Here is a 21,272-nt window from a genome sequence, read left to right on the forward strand (position 1 = left end):
CAATGATGGAGCAGAGTATAACATTGATTATAGGGATAAACTATCTTGTTAAAACATGAAAAAATTTGAGCGCACTTTGGGTCAAATCATGCATGGATAATTTATCCTTACTAATTTGTTAGCGTCAACTTAGCCAAATGAGCAATGAGCCATTTAATCCCTTGTCCTTGAAAAGCAATTTGCAAACGGGTATTATTTTCAGCACCTTCGATATTGATAATCGTCCCTTGACCAAATTTTTCGTGTTTGACTTTTTGCCCGACACGCCAGCCGCTATCCGATAACAAGGCTTCCTGTTTTAATTGTCCAACCATTGCCTGATTATAGGCACGAGTCACGGTTCCTCGAATACGTACTTCGCGCACGCATTCTTTTGGCAATTCATTGAGAAATCGAGAAGGAAAGTGTCGTTCTTCTTTAGCGTATAAACGACGACTTTCGGCATAACATAGGGTCAATTTTTGTTTGGCTCGTGTAATGCCAACATAAGCCAAGCGACGTTCCTCTTCCAGACGATCCATATCCATCATGGAACGACTACTTGGAAAAATTTCTTCCTCCATTCCTACGATAAACACGCGTGGAAATTCCAGCCCTTTGGAGGAGTGTAGGGTCATCATTTCGACATAAGATTGATGTGGTGAGGCTTGTTCTTCACCGGATTCCAGCGAGGCGTGCGTTAAAAATGCTATCAAATCCGTCATCTCTTCTGCTTCGTCCGGTTTAATAAATTCTTTAGTCGCATTGACTAATTCTTCCAAGTTTTCAATGCGCACTTCGCCTTTTTCACCTTTCTCTTGTTGATACATCACATACAAACCGGAATGTTTGATCACAAAATCCGTTTGTTCAAACAGCGGCATTTCTTCCGTATCATGCTGCAAGGAATTGACTAATTCAATAAAGCGTAACAGGGCGGTTGCGGAACGAGACGCCAGCATATTTTCTTGAATTGCAACGTGGGTCGCTTGCCACAAGGTTAATTGTCGCTCACGGGCGACATTACGCAAAATATCTAAAGTGCGATCGCCGATACTGCGTGCCGGTGTATTGACCACTCGTTCAAAAGCCGCATCATCTTGTCGATTGGCGATTAAGCGCAAATAAGCCAGCGCATCTTTAATTTCTTGACGTTCAAAAAAGCGCATTCCGCCATAAATCCGATAGGGAATATTGGCGCGAATTAAGGCTTCTTCCAGTACGCGGGATTGACTGTTGCTGCGATACAAAATCGCACAGTCATCCAACTTTCCGCCATCTTCAAGCCAGCGGTTAATTTGACCGGAAACAAATAGCGCCTCATCCAACTCATTAAATGCAGCATAAATATCAATTGGATCGCCTTGTTCACCGGCAGTCCAAAGATTTTTCCCTAACCGATTAGAGTTATTGGCAATTAATTGGTTAGCACTTTGCAAAATATTACCGGTTGAACGGTAGTTTTGTTCCAAGCGGATCGTCTGCGCTTGAGAAAAATCTTGTAGAAAACGATGGATATTTTTTATTTTCGCACCGCGCCAACCATAAATGGATTGATCGTCGTCACCGACAATCATCACTTTGCCATGTGCACCTGCTAATAATTTAATCCATGCATACTGAATATTATTGGTATCTTGGAATTCGTCCACGAGAATATGCTGAAATCGTTGTCGATAACGTTGTAAAATCAGCGGTTTTTTTAGGAATAATTCATAGGCTCGCAATAATAATTCGGAAAAATCAACCAAACCGGCACGATCACAAGCATCTTGATAAATTTTATAAATTTTAATCCATTCCCGTTCTTCACGATCATTATTGTCATCAATTTGATGCGGGCGCAAACCTTCTTCTTTTTTGTTATTAATGTACCAGCAGGCTTGTTTGTAAGGATAGATTTTTTCATCATACTGATGAGATTTCATTAAGCGTTTGACTAAACGAAGTTGATCTTCGCTGTCTAAAATTTGAAAATCTTGCGGCAATCCAGCATCTAAGTGATGTGCGCGCAAGAGGCGATGGGCAATACTGTGGAAAGTGCCTACCCACATTCCGAATAAGCGTTGGGAAGAATATTTAGCGAGGGTATTTTCTATACGAGAACGCATCTCGGCAGCCGCTTTGTTAGTAAAGGTTACTGCTAAAATACTGCCTTCTGAAATATTTTCGACCGCAACCAGCCACGTAATACGATAGGTCAATACTCTTGTTTTCCCACTCCCGGCACCGGCTAAAACCAAATAATTGCCCAAAGGCGCGGCTACCGCTTCCCGTTGTTTATCATTTAATCCGTCAAGTAATTCTGAAATATCCATTTGCTTGCCACTGTTTTTTTATACAGTCTGATTATATGTGGTTTTTGTATTGAGTGCAATAAAAAGGTACAAATTGTTGCACCTTGAGTTCATATCGGCTATTTTTTATTTTGCCCAAACTAACGATAAAAAGCAGTAATCGTACTACATTCTTTATTCTAGGATAATAGTACAAACAAGCCAGCATGGAGGTAAAATATTGACCTTTGAGTTGTCGGGCATCAAAGTGAATATAATAATATAAAAGTGCGGTCATTTTTTTACGATATTTGGCTAAAATATTTTGATCAAATGTCGGACTTTCAATTAGATTTAAATAATCAATTACTTTTTTATTCGAGTAAATTCGTGCTTGAATTTTATTTTCTTCGATTTCTCTTGTCATTGAATTTACATTATTAAAATAAAAATAATAAGGTTTTTTCAATGAGCCTTGGCTATTTTTTGCATTCATGCTTAATGCAAATAAAAATAACAAATCTTCCGAACAAATAATACGCTGTTCAATAAAATGTAATTGTTTAAATGTATTTTTTGCTACCGTCGTTTTAATTAATTTTCCCCATATGGTCCAAATTAAGTGTGACGAATGTGAGAAAACATCCGATATAATTTCGCTATGTTGGCAAGTTTTTTCAGTACCGGTATAAATTAATCCATCAGGGTGGGGATAACTTTCACCGGCAAAGTGAAATAACTCAATTTCCGGTTGATGTTTGATTTTTTCATACAAAAATTGACAGCAATCTTTATCTAAAAAATCATCTCCGTCAACATATAAAATATAATCGCCCAACGCGGATAAGGTTCCTTGTTGCCGAGAATGAAAAACGCCTTTATTAACTTGATTATCCAAGATTTTTATTCTTGTATCTTGGGCAGCATAAGATTGCACCAAAGTGATGGAATTATCGCTTCCTTTGTCATCAATCACAATAATTTCAATATCAGAAAAAGATTGATTAATACAAGAGGTTAAACAACGCTCTATATAGGGCGCAACGTTGTACACCGGAATAATAATCGAAATAAAAGGTTTATTTATCATATTTTTTTACGGGTAATAAGGATTTAAAAAATAAATAGGCTTTTTTAATACTTTTCTACCGGCAGGTCCGATTAATTTTTTCAAATAATAAAAACGCACATTTTCAATTACCCTTTCTTCCTTATTACGGACGGTAGACCCAAAAGGGAGCACCACTTTAATTGGCGTTGGAATCATGGCATAGACATTAGAAAACTCACCGCTTCCCGTATATAAATCAATCGGCATACTTATTGGCGAAATTGCCTTTAATAATTTTTTTGCACCTTTTTTATTAACTAAATAAGCGTGTGTACCATAACCATAATCTGATAAACGACATAATTTAAAGGTATCATTTAATTTATGTTGATCCCAAAAACTGGTTGGCGATTGTACTTCTTTTGTGCCGATATAATCCGCGTAATGTCCTAATAAAACTAAATCCCAATGAGAAGGGAATTTATCAATTAACGCAATGGCTTCTTTGAAATTTTTTTCAAAGGCTACATCATCTTCCAATACCAATGCTTGCTCGATATTATGTATCAACATATATTCATAAATTGCTTTATGACTTAATGCACAACCAATTTCACCTCTTTTTAAGCTACGCTGAATTTTTTGCTGCGCTGCCGTATCAGCATAAACAGAAGCCACATACTCTTCCGATAAATCTTTACCATAAACTGCATCGATAAATATCGGATCAATTTGATTTTCTTGACATAACATAATCATATAATTACGTCTATCAACAGAGGTTTTTAAATTAATAATAAAAACAGTTAAATTTTCCATTTTGGTTCAGCCAGTCGTGGGAGGCAAGGCACACAAAAAAAAAAAAAAAAATTTTCCATTTTGGTTCAGCCTTTTATTTATTAAACGGATTCTTTATTCTCAAGCCGGTATTTTTTAGCAAAATACACATCATAAGTCCATTTTTCATAATAGCCGAAATTTTTGCCATATGAATTATTACAAACTTCATTAGGTAATTCTAATAAGCAGGAAAAAATATGTCCATGCAAGCGGCTGCTCACTACTTTATCATAAGAAGAAAATAGCTTAATCATTCTATTGATAATACGATTTGAATGATTAAACCAAATTGTATTAACTATATCTTTTATCCATTTTGATTGGTATTTTTTACCGATTACCGATAGCACATTACTTAATTTCAGAACTACTCTATCTTGGAAATTAATCACATCTTCCCAATCTCGGACGATATCTTGTGCACTTAATGTTGCTTGAACATTTCGTTCAATATCACTGGCTTCAATATCTTTACGCAAAAAATACAAGGTATTATTTTTATTCGGTTCTTGAGTTTTGGTTGGCAATGAACCGTATAATTGATGCGCCATATCCGGCGATAAAAATACATTATTTGAAAAAGCAGACATAATGCCTTTCGTCATATCATCACGCGCAAATAAATAACATTGAGGATGCGCTTGAAAAATATCGGAAGAGGCTTTTAAATTTTCTGCTTTTGAAAAAAAGGCAGTTTGCGGTAGCACGATAATTCGGTTTTTTGGAAAATGAACTACTAAATCTTCTCGTAATTTTTGTTGATCCGGATAAAGATCGCCAAAATTGCCGCCACCATGGCATAATAATGTGGTTTTTGGAGTAATTAATTGTTTGACTTCGTTAATATCAAAGGTGGGAATACATCTTCTTAAACGCACATTAATATCATAATCTTTGAAAAATTGTTCGGTTCCTAAATAAATTAATAAATCTCCTACATTGGTATGTAGTGGATAATCAAAATACATAACATCATTTTTATCATCGATTAATTCACAAATTTGGCTTAATTGTGATTTTAATAAGGTTAACTTGTTATTCATTTTTACGCTTACTTTATCATCAAAAGGATACTTGAAAATCGCCTTGCTTGGCTTCTTTGCAAGATAAGAAAAATGGCTCATTCTAAATCTTAGCGTATAAAAAACCAAGCAATATCCATAAAATTTACACTTTTGACAATGAGATTATTACAATCTTTTATGCCACCAAATCACCCTTTATTTTTCAAGCGAATATAAACCGTGACTTCTTCGCGGTCATGATATAAATGTTTGGCGCGAATAAAACAGGCGTGTCCCTGTTGCAATAAGTCGTCTTCAATACGTTGTAAACATTGTTGAACCTCTACATAACGCTTTTTCATCGGTAATTTCAGATTAAAAATACTTTCGCGGCACCAACCGTTGATAAACCATTTGCTAATTAACGCGGCGACGCGGCTCGGTTGTTCTACCATATCACACACCAACCAATCTATTTTTTGTTTTTTAGGCGGTTGGAATTTAAACCCATCTTCAGGGCAATGTTCAATTCTTCCGGTTTCATGCAGACTATCCGCCATTTTTCCATGATCGACGGCATATACAAACAAACCACGTTTCACCAATTGATAAGTCCAGCCACCCGGACAAGCACCCAGATCAACCGCATACATTGTATCATTCAATCTTGTCGCTTCTTCCTCTTTGGGAATAAAGGTTAAAATGGCTTCTTCTAATTTTAAGGTTGAACGACTTGGGGCATCTGTTGGAAATTTTAAACGAGGGATGCCCATAAAATAGGCTGAATGGTTGCGATTATAAGAATATCCGACATAACAACCGGTTGCATTAATGAAAAAAATGTGTAAAGTTAGACCGCACTTTTTCCCTCCACGGGTATTCAACCAACCTTGTTTTTTCAAGGCTTGGCGCAACGGAACGGTAAATTTACGACAAAAGGTCAATAAGGCTTTATCTTCATTCGTATCGGCGGTTTCAACGAGTAATTCATCACTTAAAGTTAAATCGATCTGATGCGCAAGTACTTGGTATTGTTGCACAATCGGCGAAATGCGATCTTCCGGTGTCATATCGTGTAATAAATCGGAAACGACAACCAGTTGGCGCACAAAAATCCATTGATGAAAAGGAATTTCACGCGCCAGGCGATCGGCTTCGCCCGCTTGATAGCATTCAAATATTACATAACCTGATTGTTCTACTACGCGAGCGAATCCAAAGATCCCAAGTGCGGTCGCTTTTTCGTTCATTTCTACCGCCACTTCTTTTTCAAAACCAGCGCGGCAATATAATGCTAATTTATTCATCAATTTTATCCTGTGTAATGGAGTTCGTGATCCAATCTCTGAACGCCACAATACGTTCGTTAGTCGTTTGATCAAGATGATTGACCACATAAAAGGATTTCGGATCGGACAAATTGCTCGGCAAAACGACTTGCAAATTGCCATTATCAATCTCTTGCTGCGCTAATATTTTATTTGCCAATACGATACCTTGTCCATGTACCGCCGCTTGTAATGCCATAAAGGTGTGACTAAAGAGCGGACCATGTTGAATATTCATGCCTTCCAATTGCAAATGATTGATCATATTTTGCCAGTTATCGCGCGTATGAATATGGATAAGTGTATGTTTTTTCAAATCTTCTGCATTTTCTACCTGCGAGTTCTCGAGTAATTTTGGCGAAGCTAAAATAAGCAATTTTTCTTCCGCTAATTTTTCTACATATAAATTATCCCAATATCCTCGTCCATAATAAATCGCAATATCAACATCTTTACTTAACGCACCTTCATCTTGATCCACGCCTTTTAAACGCACTTCAATATCGGGATAACGACGATTAAATTCGCTTAAATGCGGTACTAACCATTGCATTCCAAAGGTTTGTGGAACGCTAATAGTTAAATGTTTGTCATTTTTTTGTGCCGCGATTTTATCCGTCGCTTCGGCGAGTTTACGTAAAATTTTGGCAACATCAATAAAATAAGCTTGTCCGATTTCAGTTAATTCTAAGGCACGATTTTTTCTTTTAAACAACTCCATGCCTATAAAATCTTCTAATAATTTTATTTGATGGCTCACGGCGGCCTGCGTAACAAATAACTCTTCCGCCGCTTTTGTGAAGCTTAAATGCCTTGCGGAACATTCGAAAGCTTTCAGTGAATTTAAGGGAGGCAAACGTTTATACATAAATCTTCCCAATGCTAAAATTTCATTTATAATAAGCAAGATTTTGTTCGGATTAGTTTTTTTATCTTTCAGATAAAAAAATATCCTTTGTCCAACCTTACCGATCTCACTACAATGCGCACATACTTAATGATTGGTAATTCCTTACTGGTTAAAGAGTTTCGGACTTAAGTATGATGTTGTGTTTGCATATTGTTCGGCAAGATTGCCCGAACGGAGTAACTGATTAAGTTACTCATTTCACTTCCTGTATATTTTAAAACCTAATTAGGTTACACACCGCTTCAAAGAAGCGGTGTTTTTTTATCTGCCGAATTCTATCACAATCTCTACCAAATTGCCTTTTTAATCTCGGTCATTTTACTTAATTGTATAAAAAGTAAATATTTTTATCACTAAATTATTTGCAAGCACCCCAGAATGTTGTAGATTAAAAAACACTTTTTATAAATCACTAAATTAAAGGAAAAACGAGATGAGTAAAGATATTGATTGGAAAAATTTAGGTTTCAGTTATATCAAAACCGATTATCGCTATATTGCGTACTGGAAAGACGGAAAATGGTCAAAAGGCGAGTTAGCGCAAGACAATGTTTTACATATTAGCGAAGGATCCACCGCACTTCATTACGGTCAACAATGTTTCGAAGGATTAAAAGCCTATCGTTGTAAAGACGGTTCAATTAATTTATTCCGACCGGATCAAAATGCGCAACGTATGCAAGCCAGTTGTCGTCGTTTATTGATGCCTGAAATTCCGACCGAAATGTTTGTTGACGCTTGTAAAAAAGTGGTCAAAGCGAATGAAGAATGGCTTGCGCCTTATGGTACCGGCGCGACCTTATATTTGCGTCCGTTTTTAATTGGCGTTGGTGATAATGTTGGCGTAAATCCGGCGCCGGAATACATTTTCTCTATTTTCTGCTGTCCAGTTGGAGCATATTTCAAAGGTGGTAAAAAAAAAAAAAAACACGGAACCGGCGCGGCAAAGTAGGCGGAAATTACGCCGCCAGCTTATATCCGGGTAAACAAGCAAAAGCTAATAACTTCAGCGATTGTATTTATCTTGATCCGGTCACGCATACCAAAATTGAAGAAGTCGGATCGGCAAACTTTTTCGGTATTACCAAAGATAATAAATTTATAACGCCATTATCACCATCAATTTTACCAAGTATCACTAAATATTCTCTACTTTATCTTGCAAAAGAACGTTTAGGCATGGAAGCAATCGAAGGGGATGTGTATATTAATGAATTGGATCAGTTTAAAGAAGCCGGCGCTTGCGGAACCGCAGCAGTCATCACGCCAATCGGCGGTATTCAATATGGCGACGATTTCCATGTCTTTTATTCCGAAACAGAAGTCGGGGAAATCACACAAAAACTCTACAACGAATTAGTCGGAATCCAATTTGGTGATATTGAAGCACCGGAAGGTTGGATTGTTAAAGTGGAGTAAATGATCAAATTTAATCAGTACAGAAGTGGACTGCGATCCACTTTTTCTTTTTCCCTTTTGGTAAAAAGGTTTTTTATGAAAAATTCGTTCTCATTGGCATGAATATGTTTTAGAATGATAACAGATTATTCACTTCAGATTTGTACTGCTATGAAACTAAATATCCCAACGATCCTAACACTTTTTCGAGTTGTATTAATTCCTTTCTTCGTTATCGCATTTTACTTGCCCTTTACTTGGGCGCCACTGTTGACCACGGCAATCTTTTTTGTCGCGTCGGTCACGGATTGGCTTGATGGTTATCTGGCGCGAAAATGGAATCAAAGTACGCCATTTGGCGCATTTTTGGATCCGGTCGCCGATAAAATTATGGTCGCGGCAGCTTTGGTACTTATCGTCGAATATCAACATTCATTTTGGGTGACATTACCTGCGATCGTCATGATTTCTCGTGAAATTATTATTTCCGCCTTGCGCGAATGGATGGCAGAAATTGGCGAACGTAGCAAAGTGGCAGTATCTTGGCTGGGAAAAGTGAAAACCACCTCACAAATGTTAGCGTTAGGCGGTTTATTATGGCGTTATAATGTATTAATGGAAATTGCTGCGATTGTGTTACTTTATATTTCGGCAATTCTCACGGTATGGTCGATGCTGCAATATCTTCGTGCAGCAAAAGATACGCTATTAAAGGGGTAAAACCGATTGTATTTGTCGATAAAAGTGCGGTCAAAATAACCGCACTTTTGCATTGAACGATAAAAAAACGGAAATTGATCTATTTTTAAACATTTGATAAAAAATTGATAATTTGTATTTGACTAATAGCTAAAAATCCGTAGAATGCACCTGGTTGTTAAGCAACAACCCTTACAAATGCGGGAATAGCTCAGTTGGTAGAGCACGACCTTGCCAAGGTCGGGGTCGCGAGTTCGAGCCTCGTTTCCCGCTCCATTTTATAACGTCTAGCCCGAGTGGTGGAATCGGTAGACACAAGGGATTTAAAATCCCTCGCCTTTCGAGGCGTGCCAGTTCAAGTCTGGCTTCGGGCACCATTAAAATATCAATAAATTCAATAAGATAGTCGCTAAATGCGACTTTTTTATGCTTGAGTTTCCCTCCCTCTATTTGCTCAAAATGTGACTTGGTGGCTGTTTGGTGGCTGTAAAGTGGCTGTTTGTTTTTTATACACAAATTTCAATTGCATCCACCGGTGGCTGTACAGCCACCAAATGGCAGATTTTTTACCGCTAAAAACACGGTATAAAGCAATGTTAAAACGCAATAAATCAACATCTTACTCCCCTATAAAAACGCACGTAAAATCTATTTTTTCATTTAAAATCATACAGATAATGAATTCCATAACAAAACACTGCTCTTTTTTGACTGAAAACTCTTGTAATTAACTGAAATGTTTTCACCTAAGATCTTTTTAACACCTCATGAGATCCCTTTTACTTACTGGCTTCATTGTATTTTTTACCTAATTGCTTAACTGAAAAAACGTCAATTTTTCGCTATAAATTTCGCGGGGGAGGAAGCGGATTTTTCGTGACGTAGATGTTTACGTGAAATTTTTACGTGGATTTTTACCCGGACATTTTGCGGGAATTTTCCAGGTAAATCTCATTTTGAAATAAATTATATTTTATTTAATAATCAATTAGTTATTATTAAAAGAGAAGAGCGCATAAGAAAAAAGCCGCGTTTATGCGGCTTTGTTGATAGGGTATTTTATTAAATTGCGGGGTAACATTACTCAATAATTGGCGTCAGTTTTTCTTTTGCGCTTGTGGCTTTACTCGACTGACTAGCAAATGTTCCGCTTTGATCGGGTCGCGGTCCACCGTTATGAGTGTGACTACTCACTGAATTCGCCAAGTCGGCAATTATCTGTATCGCTTCCTCTAAGATCCTGAATATATTCTGCCCCTCCGTTCCCATATAACTTAGTGGCGCAATAAATTTATTTTCTTCATCTGAAACGCGCTTTGCCAGTCCAACGATACGCTCCGACAGTTCACCGCCAACACCGACGGATTTATTACTTGCGGTTGCTTCGCTAATATTGCCGATAACCTGCGTTGTTTTATTGCCGCCAATGGCTTCTGTGCTATCCGCATCAATGTTGACATTCGACGTGCCGATCGTTTTTATTTCCTCATCCGTTTCAATATTGCGACTAAAGGATCGGTCGGTAATATTCTGATCGGTTTCTCTAGTTTTATTTCCCGCCGCATCAGTTCGCTCAAACACCTCCGGACGCTGTTGTTTCAGTTGCTCACCAATGGCGACCGCCGGAACGGTTTTACCTTGCGCAAGCAAGGTTCGCACAAAAGGCTTATCAGATCGACCATAAGCAAATCCCACCTCGACAATCGTCCCCACTTCCGGAAAAGCAAAATCACCACTTTGCGATCCGGTGGACGTAACCGGCAAAGGAACCGCCGGATAAACCGGAATGCTTTTATCGTCATTTCCATCCTCATCCAGCAATTGTAATTCAACCGCGTACTTCGGACGAAAAGGATCGGAAATATCTCCGCCACTTGATGGATCCGCTACGCCAACCACTTTCGCGTATTTCGGCAAATGGTACCCGCCGGCAAGCTCCGGGAAATGTTTTTCTATTTGTCGGCGCTCCGGTGTTTTTTGTAGCGGCTTTCCGTTTTTATCAAGGCTATCCCAAGTTAAGATATAATCATCTCCTGCCAATTCAACGGTTTTAATTTTATTCCCGTTAATCATTGCTCCCGGTCTTATCGCCGCGGCAATAGGAATAGTCATTTCATTACTGCCACCGGTTAACGTCACACCGCTTTCAATGTCAACATTTCTCCCGAACCAGCGACTATCATCATGCGACCCGATAAACAAGGATCCATCCGGCGATTGTTGCCACATATAATGTTTAATTTCAAATTGTCGCCCAATATTATGCAACAACTGGTAGCCGCTGCCGGTATGGGTAAACAACGGGATTGGGCGATCGGCATAGTCGGCTTGCGGAATTTTAACCGGAATTCCGGTCTGTTGCGTAAGCCACGAGGCGAGATCGCGCAAGGTGATATGGCGGTGTGAACAATTTAATTGTCGCTCGAAAATCGCGACTTTTTCACGAATAAATAATTTTTTATATCCGTTGTCCTCATCCTGCTCCCGTTCGACAAAGCCATCAAACCATTTATAATAATGATCGTATTCGCCCAATTCAAACACCGCACTTTTCCCAACGCAATGCTCATCCGTTAAGACCGTAACAAAGCCACGACCGGTATTATTTAACTCTAAAATAATATCCTCTTTCGCTAGCGCTACTTCCTTTCCATTAATTAAACACGTTTTTATAATTTTCATGCTAACGCCTTATCTACTTTTCCCCAAAATGAATTATCTTCTTCCGCTTGCGGTGTGGAATTGGTTGCACCAGCGGAATTTTCGCTTGGCGCGGTTGCCTTGGCTTTCGCTGCATTTTCACTTTGCACCTTGGCTTTTGGCTTGGTTTTCCGCTGCTCTTTTTTCTCGGCGATAGAATTAATTTCACGCAAAGTAAAAGAGACTTGCCAGGCTAACTTGTCTTGTAACTCTTGCGCGGAAATCGTATCACTAAATTGAACCTCTCTCATGTTCACCGTCTCCGCGGTCACACAAGAAACACGGTATTTTTCTTGCTCTCCCTTACTATCTTCCGCCTCGGCTAACTTAAAAAGCGCGGTCAACCACTCGCGACGATTGTAAGGGATCAGACCGCTGACGGATAACACCTTCGCTTTTACACCCTTATCGGATTTTTTCGTACTTGATTTTTGTCCTGACATGTCTTTTTCTTCACGCCGCAAGGAAACAGAAATTAAGATATTATTTAAATAAATCGGCTTTCCATTTAACGCCAGTTGCACGCTAGGATGACTTTTATTTTGTAAAGGCGCTTGCTTTTTCTCAATAAACATCGAATAACATCCCCTTAATGCCGGATAAATCCCTACTTATAAACAACACACAAGCAGTATAAATATTACTATCGCTTGGAATAGTTGACTGCATTTCTATTGCCGCCTGCTCAAGGCGTCCGCGCGTCATAAAAGCATAAACCTCAACGGAGGTAGTAAGCATCTGCGTTATTTTTTGCTGATTTTGCTTTTCCCGTTCCGCTTTTTTCTGCAACAAACTTCGGATCGCATTCATTGGATCCGCAATACTTTTCGCGCTCACACTCGACGCGGAATTACGCAAAATACTTTGCATGGCACGATTAGCGCTTGGCGTGATATCTGCCTGACCGCCAAACGCCGGATAACTGATCGTAGGCGTTTTAATCATCTTCGTTTCCTGTAATGATTTTGAGGATTTTGCATAATCTAACGCTTGTTTAAAGGCGGGTTCAGCTAACAGTCCCCTGACTTTTTTCCAGTTTCGCAATAAATTCATCAATATCGCCACTGGTCACCATCAGTGCAATCATCTCTTGTTCTCCTTGTGGGCGCTGCGGATCAGAATAATCCGTTAATTTTTCCGCAAAAACCTTAATTGTATTTCGTGGCGATAAATAATAATTTGATTGCTCCTTCACTCCGTGCGACCAATTATGCACACCGATTTTTGTGCCTTTCGCCGATAAAACAAAAGGGGAATTAATTCCCTTAGCATTGTTCTCGATGGCTAATTTTGCTTGTGGGGAAAGTTTTAATAATTGTTTTTTCCACATATTTCACCTTGAGTAAAAAAAATAGCTCCGATTTAACCTTGTTGCTACAATGTAGACTTGTTTATCAATCCATAAATGAGGATCTTAATGTTTTTTACGCTACTTTACGCTATAAAAATTTTAGTTATTATGCTCTGCTTCGGGATTTCCGGCTACTTCGTTATTTTTAAACGTGATTTAAAATTAACCCTATTAGCAAGTTACTGGCTGGCATTTGTTCTTATTTGTTGCTTAATGATTTTCCCGTTAGCAATTAACTTTTTGATTTCTTAGCGTTGTTTTAAAAGTTGCAATAGTTGTTCTTCGGTTTGCGGTCGATAGAGGTCATATTTATGGCGATGAATATGCATGGATCCATGACTTCAACCACTTTCATGATGTTTCGTCCGCCATGGCGACGCATAAAAAATGGCGCGAAACTTATTTTTCTACACCTTCTTCAAAATTCCATCCGTCTTATGCCTTTTGGAGCGGCGATAAATGGAAAGACTTTGATCCCGATAGTGAAAATCCGATAGGCGGGCGGGAAGTCTGGGGCGGATACGACCCGGCACACAGCGGCGATGCGGCGTGCTTTGTGGTGATTGCGCCACCGGCATTGCCTAATGAAAAATATCGCATTTTAGAACGCCACCAGTGGCAAGGGCTTTCTTATAAATATCAAGCGGCGCAAATTAAACGATTGTTTGAAAAATATAAAATGACGTATATCGGCATTGACGCAACCGGCGTCGGCTATGGCGTCTATGAACAAATTAAGGAATTTGCCCGACGCGCAGCGGTTCCGATTACCTACGATCCGACCGTTAAAACGGAACTTGTTTTAAAAGTTCACAATCTTGTTGATGAGGCAATGATTGAATGGTCGGATAAAGAAATTGATATTCCCGCAAGCTTTTTAATGATTAAACAAACCACGACAAGATCCGGCAATGCCACGACGTTTATTGCAGATCGAACCGTTTAACGGCGGATTTTTCTGCCTTTTTCGTTGCGTTCGACCATGCCTAATTCTTTGCCCATATCAAGGGTAATATGATATTCCTTGCACGGTCTTCCGTTGGTGTGTTGATAAACAACGAATTTGCGTCAAAAGAAAATGCTGGCGGTCAACATTTTCGAGAAAGAGTTGCACCGAAGCGCCTTGGCAAAAGCGACAACCATTGCTTGTTTATCAAGTCTTGAGATGACCAAAGATATTTATCAATCTCTGGAAAATGCCCTACGTGAAGGCAAGGCGTTTCACCAATGGAAAAAAGCGTTAATGGGCGAATTTAAGCGCAAGGGCTGGGTGTTTACGCATGATAAAAAGGTCAGTCGCGGCATAGACGGCAATTTACTTGCCGATCCGAAAACCGGCGAATATTTTGGCACGCCGCGACGTCTTAACACCATTTATCGCGTGAATATGCAAGCGGCTTACTCTGCGGCGCGTTATCAGCGTCTACGGGATAATGTGGATAATCGCCCTTATTGGCAATATAGCGCGGTCGGTGACTCACGTACCCGTCCGGCGCATTTAGCCTTAAACGGGAAAATTTATCGCTATGACGATCCGTTTTGGTCAACCTTTTATCCACCGAACGGGTTTAATTGTCGTTGTACCGTGATTGCGTTAGATGAACGGGATTTAAAACGCAAAGGGATGAGCAAGCCGGATGAGAGTTCGGCATTTTTAACCGAAGTGGAACGTCCGGCAGACAAAAACGGGGGGCGCGAAAAAACCATGGGTTTTAAACTGCCGGACGGTTCAGTGCGTGTTGCGGATAAAGGATTTGATTATAATATCGGACGCTTATCTTATCGCCCGAACTTGGATTTATATCCGGAAAAATTAGCCCATCAATTTGCGAAAACGGAAATTTCGGAGGAGGAGTTTAAATTAGAATATAAACGCTTTGAAAATGCTTATTTTCTTGAAAAAGAAAAACTAGGATTTACAAAGATGGAAAAAATCAAAGATAAAGAAGAAATTATTTTAATTCAAAATCTTGCTTCTATGAATTTCCATTTTGCAGCTGGGCGCTTATCTAATAAGGATGTATCTCTATTAAAAATGAGTACAGCAACAGTTTGGTTCTCTGATCAATCTCTTATCAAAGTCGGTTAGGGGATCCCAAATTTAATATTGATAGTTATGCATGGGTTCCAGAAGCGATATTTTCTGCCGATAATATCTATCGAGGAGATGATGGGCGATTAATTGTGATTAAAAATATTGATGGGAGATTATTTGAGGTTATATTTAAATATCTTCCAAATAAAAAGGAAAGTTTTTTAATTTCTGCTCGATGGACAAGTGAAAAGAAATTGCGTTCAGAAGCTAAAAAATACGAGGTTGTGCGGTAGGTCTTCCGCGTCCTAAAGGAAAGGACACCTACATTCAGAGTCCCCGTTCTATTTCAACCGTTCGCCCCGTGGAAGGAAGTTTCACCACTTTCATATCACAACCTCGTACTTGAAATATACGCCCTTTTATTTTTTTATCAACCATAGGGAGTAATTTAAAATAAACATGAATAATCCTATTGAAATTAAAATCAATAACGCCGATCAAATTTCCCACTTATTAGACGAATTGGCGCAGGGCACCAGCGATTTATCGCCGCTGATGCATAAACTTGCCGGCACCATGGAAAAGGCGGTATTGCAAAACTTTGAAAGCGGCGGGCGTCCGGCATGGGAGGCATTAAAATATCGCCAAGGAAAACCGCTTATCGATACGGAAAACCTTATGGGGAGTATTACCGGCTATTATGATAAAGAGAATGCTGTCGTGGGAACAAACGAACCTTATGCGGCAATTCATCAATTTGGCGGCAAAGCCAGACGCGGTAAAAAAGTGGAGATTCCCGCCCGTCCATTCTTAAGGTTAACTTCGCAAGATGAAGAGGATTTAGTAGACGATATTCAGTCCTATTTTCGGGATTTAATCAAATAGCCGATAATATTGCCTCAATCGCGTGCTAAGGCGTTATTTTATTAAGCGGTGAATTTGTCGAAGAAAAATTTTTAAAACAAATTAAAACGATTTAAAACGGTTTTAAAAAGGGTTCTGCTTTTTCTTCTCTCTCTTTTCCTTTCTTTCGCTAAATTCTTCTATACAATTAGTACAAAAATAATTAGTGCAGCAATAAAAATCTCTAAACCCTATAATCTCCCAGTATAAAAAACCTCTTGTTATATAAGTAAAGCACAACAAGTAAATCTCTAGATAAAAGGGTCAAATAAATACATAAAAAAAATACAAAAATCTAGATAGATAAAAATTATTTAGCTTCATAAACAGTATCATATAAATTTTTTAGAGTATTTTTAACTTTATCCGAATCTCCTAAAGACTCTCCTGTATACCCTGATATTATTAGGGTTGCAAACTTATCTGCTTTTAGATGAGAGTCCTCCACCTAAACTACTCGTTACCAGCCAAAGCATTCCAGCCATAATCAGCAGAATCTTTTGTGTCCAATATACTTAAGCCCGCATTAATATAGACTTGAAGTTCATTCCACCGTTACCCACATGAAAGCCCGATTGTGCTTCCACTTGGGTGTAATTTACTTTGGCTTGGTTTTGAGAGTAATTTGCCATGCGCTTGAGCCTGTGCCATAAATCGCAACGGATGCCGACACGCCGGCTTGGGTTTGTTTGCTGTTGTATTGAGTTGCTATCCTGCCGACTTTCAAGGGTTAAATTACCTTTGATGTCCGCATCCAGTCTGTTCGCATTAACTTGTGTGCCTCGAAGGGCAGTGTCATTTTGGCTTGAAATCGTCACTTGCTTACCGTTGATATGGGTATTGGATTGAGTTATACCGTTCGTGTTTTCTCTGCCTTTACCCGCTTGTGCTGATCCTTCAATCTCCAATCCAAAGCTATTGCCATTCATTCCTAAAAATACGCCCCACTCCAACAGCTGTTTTTACTGTCAGTGCGGTTTTGATAAGTCTCTTGCACTGATTCGAGATTGAGGTTTCTTGCGCTATCCAGGGCAATTTGTGCATCATTTACGCTTGAGCCTATAATATCTAAATCCTCTTTGGTGGTTTTAAACTGAATATTTCCTGCGCTAATTTCACTACCACTATGGGTGATTTGAGTGGTATGGCTTTCTTGTTTAGATTGACTTGCGCCAACGCTGACAGGCACTTTTACGCTTGGTTGACTCATATCCAATATCCGCAGTAGATTTACCATCAAAATTTGTACAATATTAACCATAAATTACCGTTTGTCTTTTTCCAATGTTCTATTTGTATATTATTAAAAAATATGACAACTAAGAAGTCTTAATTTTCATGATTTTTAACAGGTCAATTTATAGACAGCATACTTTGTGGGATACCGCCGACTTTGTGCAATACTTTCTGGAAATTGTGCAATATATCCAAATCATAATCATACATTTCCAATTCATTATTGGATAATTTTGTCCAATTATTCAAGGACATTAGAGCAGTAGTATTCATAGCTCTAAGACAAAAATGTCCATTTTTGGTAATCATAAAAGAAGATAAGTCGTCATACCATATTATAAATTCACCCCTGTAATCAGCAATCAAGGATTTATAACATAAGCTATATTCCTCAAAACAAGAGGCTATTTTAGCAAGTAAAGATGGTTTGAAATCATATAAAATACTATGAAATTCCGACTCGATAAAAACTATCGGCACTGCATACAAAGCTCCCTGATAGTTATCAATGAAGCATTTGATGTATGTTTCAATTATTAATTCATTACCATAATCAAATTCCATAAAGTCAACAAATAGATTCATGTTAGATATTTCATTATAGTTATATTTCATTGAATGAAAATCTATTACTTTATTGTAATGCGTAATAATATTATTTATTTCTCAACTGAGTCGTGGAGGCAAGGCACACAGGGGATAGGAAAAAAAAAAAAAAATTATCACTTATCATAACGAACCTCAATAATTTTTTGTCTATCCGGACGTTGTAATTCAATAGTCATAGGTCCTGCTTTACTAAGTCTATAAATTGCTCGCTCTCCATCTTTAAAAAATGGCAGATTTTCTACCTTTAGGATATTCTTTCAGATACACAGCATCTTTTATAAATCGTTCCCAGTCTTCATTTATTGTTATATATGTGAAAAATTTTTTAGCTCCATTATCATAACCTCCATAAAACTCATATTGACGGGATAGTAACTCACGTTCAGAGGCAAACTCAGCTGTATTACCAAGATCTTCCAATGCTTTCGCATAGGCTTCTGCATACTCCGGATCATCACTTGAGATTTGTGCAGAACAATGTACTAAAGCACAAGCCGCAGCAGTGAAACGAGCTTCTTTTTCTTTGTCACCATTGGCAAGATCTTTAATACACTGTAACTCATTAGGATGTAGTTGTCGATTATATTTTTCCGCACTTAACGCCGTTGCTGCACCTTGTGCTACCGTTTCAAGATCACCACCAATAATCCCCCTCCTCCACTCATTTGAGCAGATAAGAGCCCCACTAAACCATGAAGCGCAACTTTTTGTGGACTGCCATCTTCCCAATCCATTTGTTTCGCTAAGTCGCCCACATACGTTGCGCCAATTTTGGCTAGTGAGGTTGGCGATTTCGTGTTTTTCTTGAACTTTCGCTAAATCATAACACGCAACTTTCTCATTCGCCGTTTCAGTATCCGCGAAAGTGCGGTTGGATTTCAATATTTGAATTCGCATTGAATTTAGGTTAAATATTTTTCAGAAAATTTAAACAAATTTATGATTTTCATATTCCCAATCAAAGTAATGCCTTAATTTATTTAGCACTTCATTCCAATCTTTACCCGTAATGCTATTAACACAATGTTGAAGTTCCAATTCTATATCATCATTAACAACAAAGCTCTTAGAGACTAAAAGCATTTTGTATTTTTAAGTAAATCAATATTAAATACATCTACTGTAAAGTAATCTCCTCCACATTCTCCTTTTTCACCTATAGTCAAAGATAATTTCAAGTTATATCCCGTTTGTTCAAGCATTAATAATTGAGCTTCATATTTTGATGATACGCCATAATAGCTCATCGCTTTTAAATCAGCAGTAACCATAATTTATTACTCCTTAATATTAAGATGCAAATTACTTTCAGAATGTTCTACATATTTTCCCTTTCTAGAATCAAATACTTTTGTAATTCTTTCAAAATTATCCTGAACACCTGTTATTGCATAAGAAGATTTATGTTTTACTGATGCTGGTCTATATTTTCCAGTTCCATCATAACTAGTATAGATAAACAAAACCATCAAGTATATTTGAGAGTATATTCTAAAAGCTTTTTTCATAATATTTTACCTTTTCGGTAATGAAAATGCTCAGATTACCTTAATTCCATCAATAAGTTCCAGATCTAAATCCATTTCAGTAATAATATCTAAAATCATTTTTTATTTCATCAGTTATCGAAATATAATTTTCATATAACTGAATACATATTAGTTCAATAGTGACTCCATACTCATCATAATTAATTAGTTAGTTCTATAGCATTATTAAAATCTTCTGAGGGCAATATTAAGTTAAGTAAAGGAAGTAATTTTTCAAATTTCTTTTTTATTAACATATCCCCCCTATTTAACAGGGAATGCTGTAATGACACCATCGCCCATAGGTTCTACTATCACTCTAATTTTGACACCATCAACAACCCCATCAACTTTGAATCGACTTGGAACACCTTTTTAGTATATAAACTTCCTTTTGTTCCGGTTTGTTGTATCCATTCTAAATTGGAATCTGTAGCAATATTTGATATAACATCAAGACCTTTTTCAACGGTAAAGCTATCTACCTGTCCGTCTTTGATATGGGGTTTGCCTGTGGTGAAGGTGGTACACCCCGAGTTAATGACGCCACAACTCGCACAATGAATGCCACTAGGGTTGGCAATAATTACATCCGCTTTTTTACCCGCCGCTTCCACATAGCCTTTTAATTGGCTTGGGTTGGACGAGTTGACTTCATTTAAAATCACACGCGCTTCGCCATGCGCTAAATAGGGGTTACCTGTGACTAAACCGCCCTGTTGGGTTTAGGTGAGCCTGTGGCTGTTGTTGATAATAGCGCCTTTGGTATCCACATCAAATTGGGCATATTTATTATAGGGAAGCCCCTTACTGTTTTGGGGTTGAATATTAACTTGCGGAATGCTATTTGCGGTAGAAAGGATGATAGGTTGTTGATTGACAGGTGCAGATTTATCGGCACGGATTTCAAGATTGGCAAAGGCAGTTTGTGGAGTTACCAACGACAAATACCCAAGGCACGGAACAAACTAAAACTCAACATCTTTAAGGGGAAAACAGAACAAAAATACACCGCACTTTTTACATCAATCGCATTGACATCATCTGCCTGTGATAATTTATCCGCTGTTTTCGCCAACTCAGATGTCACGACAAAACGCGATAAAGTGCGGTTAAAAATGACTCGGAATTTATTTTTGTTCATGTTTTGTCCTTAATTTCATCTTGAAATAAGTGATTTAAAAGGTGTAGCCAATATTAAAACGGTATAAAGATTTGATGTTCTAAAGCTGTTCGGTTTGGTGATGGACATCAATTTGAGTGAAATTAGGTTCATTGGGTGCTGATAACGCCGAAAATGGAAGCAATAATCCCGCAATGTACATTATTGGCGAGAATAGCGTTCTTGTTTTCCATAATTTTTTATCCAAATTCATACAATCTATTTCGCCCCATTAATCATGTTTTCAAGGCTTTTCAGCCTA

At 38.2% G+C, this 21,272-nt stretch carries 19 protein-coding genes, 2 tRNA genes and 6 pseudogenes; 7 read left to right on the plus strand and 20 right to left on the minus strand.

All coding sequences use genetic code 11. The features are described 5' to 3' along the window. Positions 1–110: 110 nt before the first annotated feature. The 6 genes from uvrD to CFY87_RS03515 all read right to left on the minus strand — a co-directional run bounded on the left by uvrD (position 111) and on the right by CFY87_RS03515 (position 7,346). Positions 111–2,297, minus strand: coding sequence for a DNA helicase II (gene uvrD, locus CFY87_RS03490; RefSeq protein ID WP_094945903.1), 2,187 nt, complete (start codon positions 2,295–2,297; stop codon positions 111–113). A gap of 31 nt (positions 2,298–2,328) precedes the next feature. Further along, a complete protein-coding gene (locus CFY87_RS03495; RefSeq protein WP_094945904.1) occupies positions 2,329–3,345 on the minus strand; it encodes a glycosyltransferase family 2 protein in 1,017 nt (338 codons plus the stop codon). Between the two features lie 6 nt (positions 3,346–3,351). Further along, positions 3,352–4,125, minus strand: a complete 774-nt coding sequence (locus CFY87_RS03500) for a glycosyltransferase family 25 protein (RefSeq protein ID WP_094945905.1) — start codon at positions 4,123–4,125, stop codon at positions 3,352–3,354. A gap of 80 nt (positions 4,126–4,205) precedes the next feature. Continuing rightward, on the minus strand, positions 4,206–5,189 hold the full coding sequence (locus CFY87_RS03505; protein ID WP_094946097.1) for a polysaccharide pyruvyl transferase family protein: 984 nt from the start codon (positions 5,187–5,189) through the stop codon (positions 4,206–4,208). 170 nt (positions 5,190–5,359) lie between these two features. Then, positions 5,360–6,457, minus strand: a complete 1,098-nt coding sequence (rlmM, locus tag CFY87_RS03510; RefSeq protein ID WP_094945906.1) for a 23S rRNA (cytidine(2498)-2'-O)-methyltransferase RlmM — start codon at positions 6,455–6,457, stop codon at positions 5,360–5,362. Next, on the minus strand, positions 6,450–7,346 hold the full coding sequence (locus CFY87_RS03515; protein ID WP_094945907.1) for a transcriptional regulator GcvA: 897 nt from the start codon (positions 7,344–7,346) through the stop codon (positions 6,450–6,452). The genes rlmM and CFY87_RS03515 overlap by 8 nt, the downstream gene beginning before the upstream one ends. Positions 7,347–7,821: 475 nt before the next feature. Between CFY87_RS03515 and CFY87_RS03520 the strand changes: the two are divergent. From CFY87_RS03520 to CFY87_RS03535, 4 genes and pseudogenes are all read left to right on the plus strand, one after another. After that, positions 7,822–8,807 (plus strand): annotated as a pseudogene (locus tag CFY87_RS03520) (branched-chain amino acid aminotransferase). Between the two features lie 150 nt (positions 8,808–8,957). Further along, a complete protein-coding gene (pgsA, locus tag CFY87_RS03525) occupies positions 8,958–9,506 on the plus strand; it encodes a CDP-diacylglycerol--glycerol-3-phosphate 3-phosphatidyltransferase (RefSeq protein WP_094945908.1) in 549 nt (182 codons plus the stop codon). A 179-nt stretch (positions 9,507–9,685) separates the two neighbouring features. After that, positions 9,686–9,761: transfer RNA gene (locus CFY87_RS03530), tRNA-Gly, on the plus strand. Between the two features lie 14 nt (positions 9,762–9,775). Continuing rightward, positions 9,776–9,862: transfer RNA gene (locus CFY87_RS03535), tRNA-Leu, on the plus strand. A gap of 703 nt (positions 9,863–10,565) precedes the next feature. Here the strand turns inward: CFY87_RS03535 and CFY87_RS03540 are convergent. From CFY87_RS03540 to CFY87_RS12555, 4 genes are all read right to left on the minus strand, one after another. After that, positions 10,566–12,167 (minus strand): hypothetical protein, encoded by a 1,602-nt coding sequence (locus CFY87_RS03540; RefSeq protein WP_094945909.1) that lies wholly within the window; start codon positions 12,165–12,167, stop codon positions 10,566–10,568. After that, positions 12,164–12,760 carry a baseplate complex protein gene (locus CFY87_RS03545; protein WP_094945910.1) on the minus strand — a complete coding sequence of 199 codons (597 nt, stop codon included), beginning with the start codon at positions 12,758–12,760 and terminating at the stop codon, positions 12,164–12,166. The genes CFY87_RS03540 and CFY87_RS03545 overlap by 4 nt, the downstream gene beginning before the upstream one ends. Next, positions 12,750–13,130 carry a hypothetical protein gene (locus CFY87_RS12550; RefSeq protein ID WP_336595873.1) on the minus strand — a complete coding sequence of 127 codons (381 nt, stop codon included), beginning with the start codon at positions 13,128–13,130 and terminating at the stop codon, positions 12,750–12,752. Before CFY87_RS12550 ends, CFY87_RS03545 begins: the two co-directional genes overlap by 11 nt. A 61-nt stretch (positions 13,131–13,191) precedes the next feature. Then, positions 13,192–13,515: a hypothetical protein gene (locus CFY87_RS12555; protein WP_336595874.1), complete on the minus strand. Its 324-nt coding sequence runs from the start codon at positions 13,513–13,515 to the stop codon at positions 13,192–13,194. Between the two features lie 322 nt (positions 13,516–13,837). Between CFY87_RS12555 and CFY87_RS03560 the strand changes: the two are divergent. Beyond that, positions 13,838–14,479: pseudogene (locus tag CFY87_RS03560) on the plus strand (phage terminase large subunit family protein); the annotation flags it as partial. On the opposite strand, the pseudogene CFY87_RS12415 reads toward CFY87_RS03560, so the two are convergent. Beyond that, positions 14,479–14,574, minus strand: a pseudogene (locus CFY87_RS12415) (antA/AntB antirepressor family protein); the annotation flags it as partial. The pseudogenes CFY87_RS03560 and CFY87_RS12415 sit on opposite strands and share 1 nt — an antisense overlap. Positions 14,575–14,599: 25 nt before the next feature. Here CFY87_RS12415 and CFY87_RS03570 point away from each other — a divergent pair. Together CFY87_RS03570 and CFY87_RS03575 are read left to right on the plus strand one after the other, a co-directional pair. Next, a pseudogene (locus CFY87_RS03570) lies at positions 14,600–15,864 on the plus strand (phage head morphogenesis protein). A 166-nt stretch (positions 15,865–16,030) separates the two neighbouring features. Further along, positions 16,031–16,456, plus strand: a complete 426-nt coding sequence (locus CFY87_RS03575; protein WP_094945913.1) for a phage virion morphogenesis protein — start codon at positions 16,031–16,033, stop codon at positions 16,454–16,456. Positions 16,457–16,989: 533 nt separating this feature from the next. On the opposite strand, the pseudogene CFY87_RS12560 reads toward CFY87_RS03575, so the two are convergent. The 9 genes and pseudogenes from CFY87_RS12560 to CFY87_RS11650 all read right to left on the minus strand — a co-directional run bounded on the left by CFY87_RS12560 (position 16,990) and on the right by CFY87_RS11650 (position 21,224). Further along, a pseudogene (locus tag CFY87_RS12560) lies at positions 16,990–17,735 on the minus strand (hemagglutinin repeat-containing protein). Positions 17,736–17,827: 92 nt separating this feature from the next. Beyond that, positions 17,828–18,325 carry a hypothetical protein gene (locus CFY87_RS03590; RefSeq protein WP_158216605.1) on the minus strand — a complete coding sequence of 166 codons (498 nt, stop codon included), beginning with the start codon at positions 18,323–18,325 and terminating at the stop codon, positions 17,828–17,830. Positions 18,326–18,538: 213 nt separating this feature from the next. Continuing rightward, entirely contained in the window at positions 18,539–19,216 is a 678-nt protein-coding gene (locus tag CFY87_RS03595; protein WP_094945917.1) for a hypothetical protein, read from the minus strand. A 30-nt stretch (positions 19,217–19,246) separates the two neighbouring features. Beyond that, positions 19,247–19,402 carry an Imm8 family immunity protein gene (locus tag CFY87_RS12645; protein WP_143226158.1) on the minus strand — a complete coding sequence of 52 codons (156 nt, stop codon included), beginning with the start codon at positions 19,400–19,402 and terminating at the stop codon, positions 19,247–19,249. Continuing rightward, entirely contained in the window at positions 19,393–19,590 is a 198-nt protein-coding gene (locus tag CFY87_RS03600) for a hypothetical protein (RefSeq protein WP_094945918.1), read from the minus strand. The genes CFY87_RS12645 and CFY87_RS03600 overlap by 10 nt, the downstream gene beginning before the upstream one ends. Positions 19,591–19,596: 6 nt before the next feature. After that, entirely contained in the window at positions 19,597–19,827 is a 231-nt protein-coding gene (locus tag CFY87_RS03605) for a hypothetical protein (protein WP_094945919.1), read from the minus strand. 335 nt (positions 19,828–20,162) lie between these two features. Next, a pseudogene (locus tag CFY87_RS12650) lies at positions 20,163–20,795 on the minus strand (two-partner secretion domain-containing protein). Then, entirely contained in the window at positions 20,783–20,992 is a 210-nt protein-coding gene (locus tag CFY87_RS12655; protein WP_244911545.1) for an ESPR domain-containing protein, read from the minus strand. The pseudogene CFY87_RS12650 and the gene CFY87_RS12655 overlap by 13 nt, the downstream one beginning before the upstream one ends. A 79-nt stretch (positions 20,993–21,071) precedes the next feature. Then, positions 21,072–21,224: a hypothetical protein gene (locus tag CFY87_RS11650; protein WP_158216606.1), complete on the minus strand. Its 153-nt coding sequence runs from the start codon at positions 21,222–21,224 to the stop codon at positions 21,072–21,074. Positions 21,225–21,272 lie beyond the last annotated feature (48 nt).

The organism is Actinobacillus seminis (assembly GCF_002263215.1).
Lineage (GTDB): Bacteria > Pseudomonadota > Gammaproteobacteria > Enterobacterales > Pasteurellaceae > Actinobacillus_B > Actinobacillus_B seminis.

Bases quoted from the DNA above. Each gene is read 5' to 3' on its own strand.
- uvrD (WP_094945903.1), bottom strand. From the start codon at position 2,297: ATGGATATTTCAGAATTACTTGACGGATTAAATGATAAACAACGGGAA.
- CFY87_RS03495 (WP_094945904.1), bottom strand. From the start codon at position 3,345: ATGATAAATAAACCTTTTATTTCGATTATTATTCCGGTGTACAACGTT.
- CFY87_RS03500 (WP_094945905.1), bottom strand. From the start codon at position 4,125: ATGGAAAATTTAACTGTTTTTATTATTAATTTAAAAACCTCTGTTGAT.
- CFY87_RS03505 (WP_094946097.1), bottom strand. From the start codon at position 5,189: ATGAATAACAAGTTAACCTTATTAAAATCACAATTAAGCCAAATTTGT.
- rlmM (WP_094945906.1), bottom strand. From the start codon at position 6,457: ATGAATAAATTAGCATTATATTGCCGCGCTGGTTTTGAAAAAGAAGTG.
- CFY87_RS03515 (WP_094945907.1), bottom strand. From the start codon at position 7,346: ATGTATAAACGTTTGCCTCCCTTAAATTCACTGAAAGCTTTCGAATGT.
- pgsA (WP_094945908.1), top strand. From the start codon at position 8,958: ATGAAACTAAATATCCCAACGATCCTAACACTTTTTCGAGTTGTATTA.
- CFY87_RS03540 (WP_094945909.1), bottom strand. From the start codon at position 12,167: ATGAAAATTATAAAAACGTGTTTAATTAATGGAAAGGAAGTAGCGCTA.
- CFY87_RS03545 (WP_094945910.1), bottom strand. From the start codon at position 12,760: ATGTTTATTGAGAAAAAGCAAGCGCCTTTACAAAATAAAAGTCATCCT.
- CFY87_RS12550 (WP_336595873.1), bottom strand. From the start codon at position 13,130: ATGATTAAAACGCCTACGATCAGTTATCCGGCGTTTGGCGGTCAGGCA.
- CFY87_RS12555 (WP_336595874.1), bottom strand. From the start codon at position 13,515: ATGTGGAAAAAACAATTATTAAAACTTTCCCCACAAGCAAAATTAGCC.
- CFY87_RS03575 (WP_094945913.1), top strand. From the start codon at position 16,031: ATGAATAATCCTATTGAAATTAAAATCAATAACGCCGATCAAATTTCC.
- CFY87_RS03590 (WP_158216605.1), bottom strand. From the start codon at position 18,325: ATGAAATATAACTATAATGAAATATCTAACATGAATCTATTTGTTGAC.
- CFY87_RS03595 (WP_094945917.1), bottom strand. From the start codon at position 19,216: ATGCGAATTCAAATATTGAAATCCAACCGCACTTTCGCGGATACTGAA.
- CFY87_RS12645 (WP_143226158.1), bottom strand. From the start codon at position 19,402: ATGCTTTTAGTCTCTAAGAGCTTTGTTGTTAATGATGATATAGAATTG.
- CFY87_RS03600 (WP_094945918.1), bottom strand. From the start codon at position 19,590: ATGGTTACTGCTGATTTAAAAGCGATGAGCTATTATGGCGTATCATCA.
- CFY87_RS03605 (WP_094945919.1), bottom strand. From the start codon at position 19,827: ATGAAAAAAGCTTTTAGAATATACTCTCAAATATACTTGATGGTTTTG.
- CFY87_RS12655 (WP_244911545.1), bottom strand. From the start codon at position 20,992: ATGAACAAAAATAAATTCCGAGTCATTTTTAACCGCACTTTATCGCGT.
- CFY87_RS11650 (WP_158216606.1), bottom strand. From the start codon at position 21,224: ATGAATTTGGATAAAAAATTATGGAAAACAAGAACGCTATTCTCGCCA.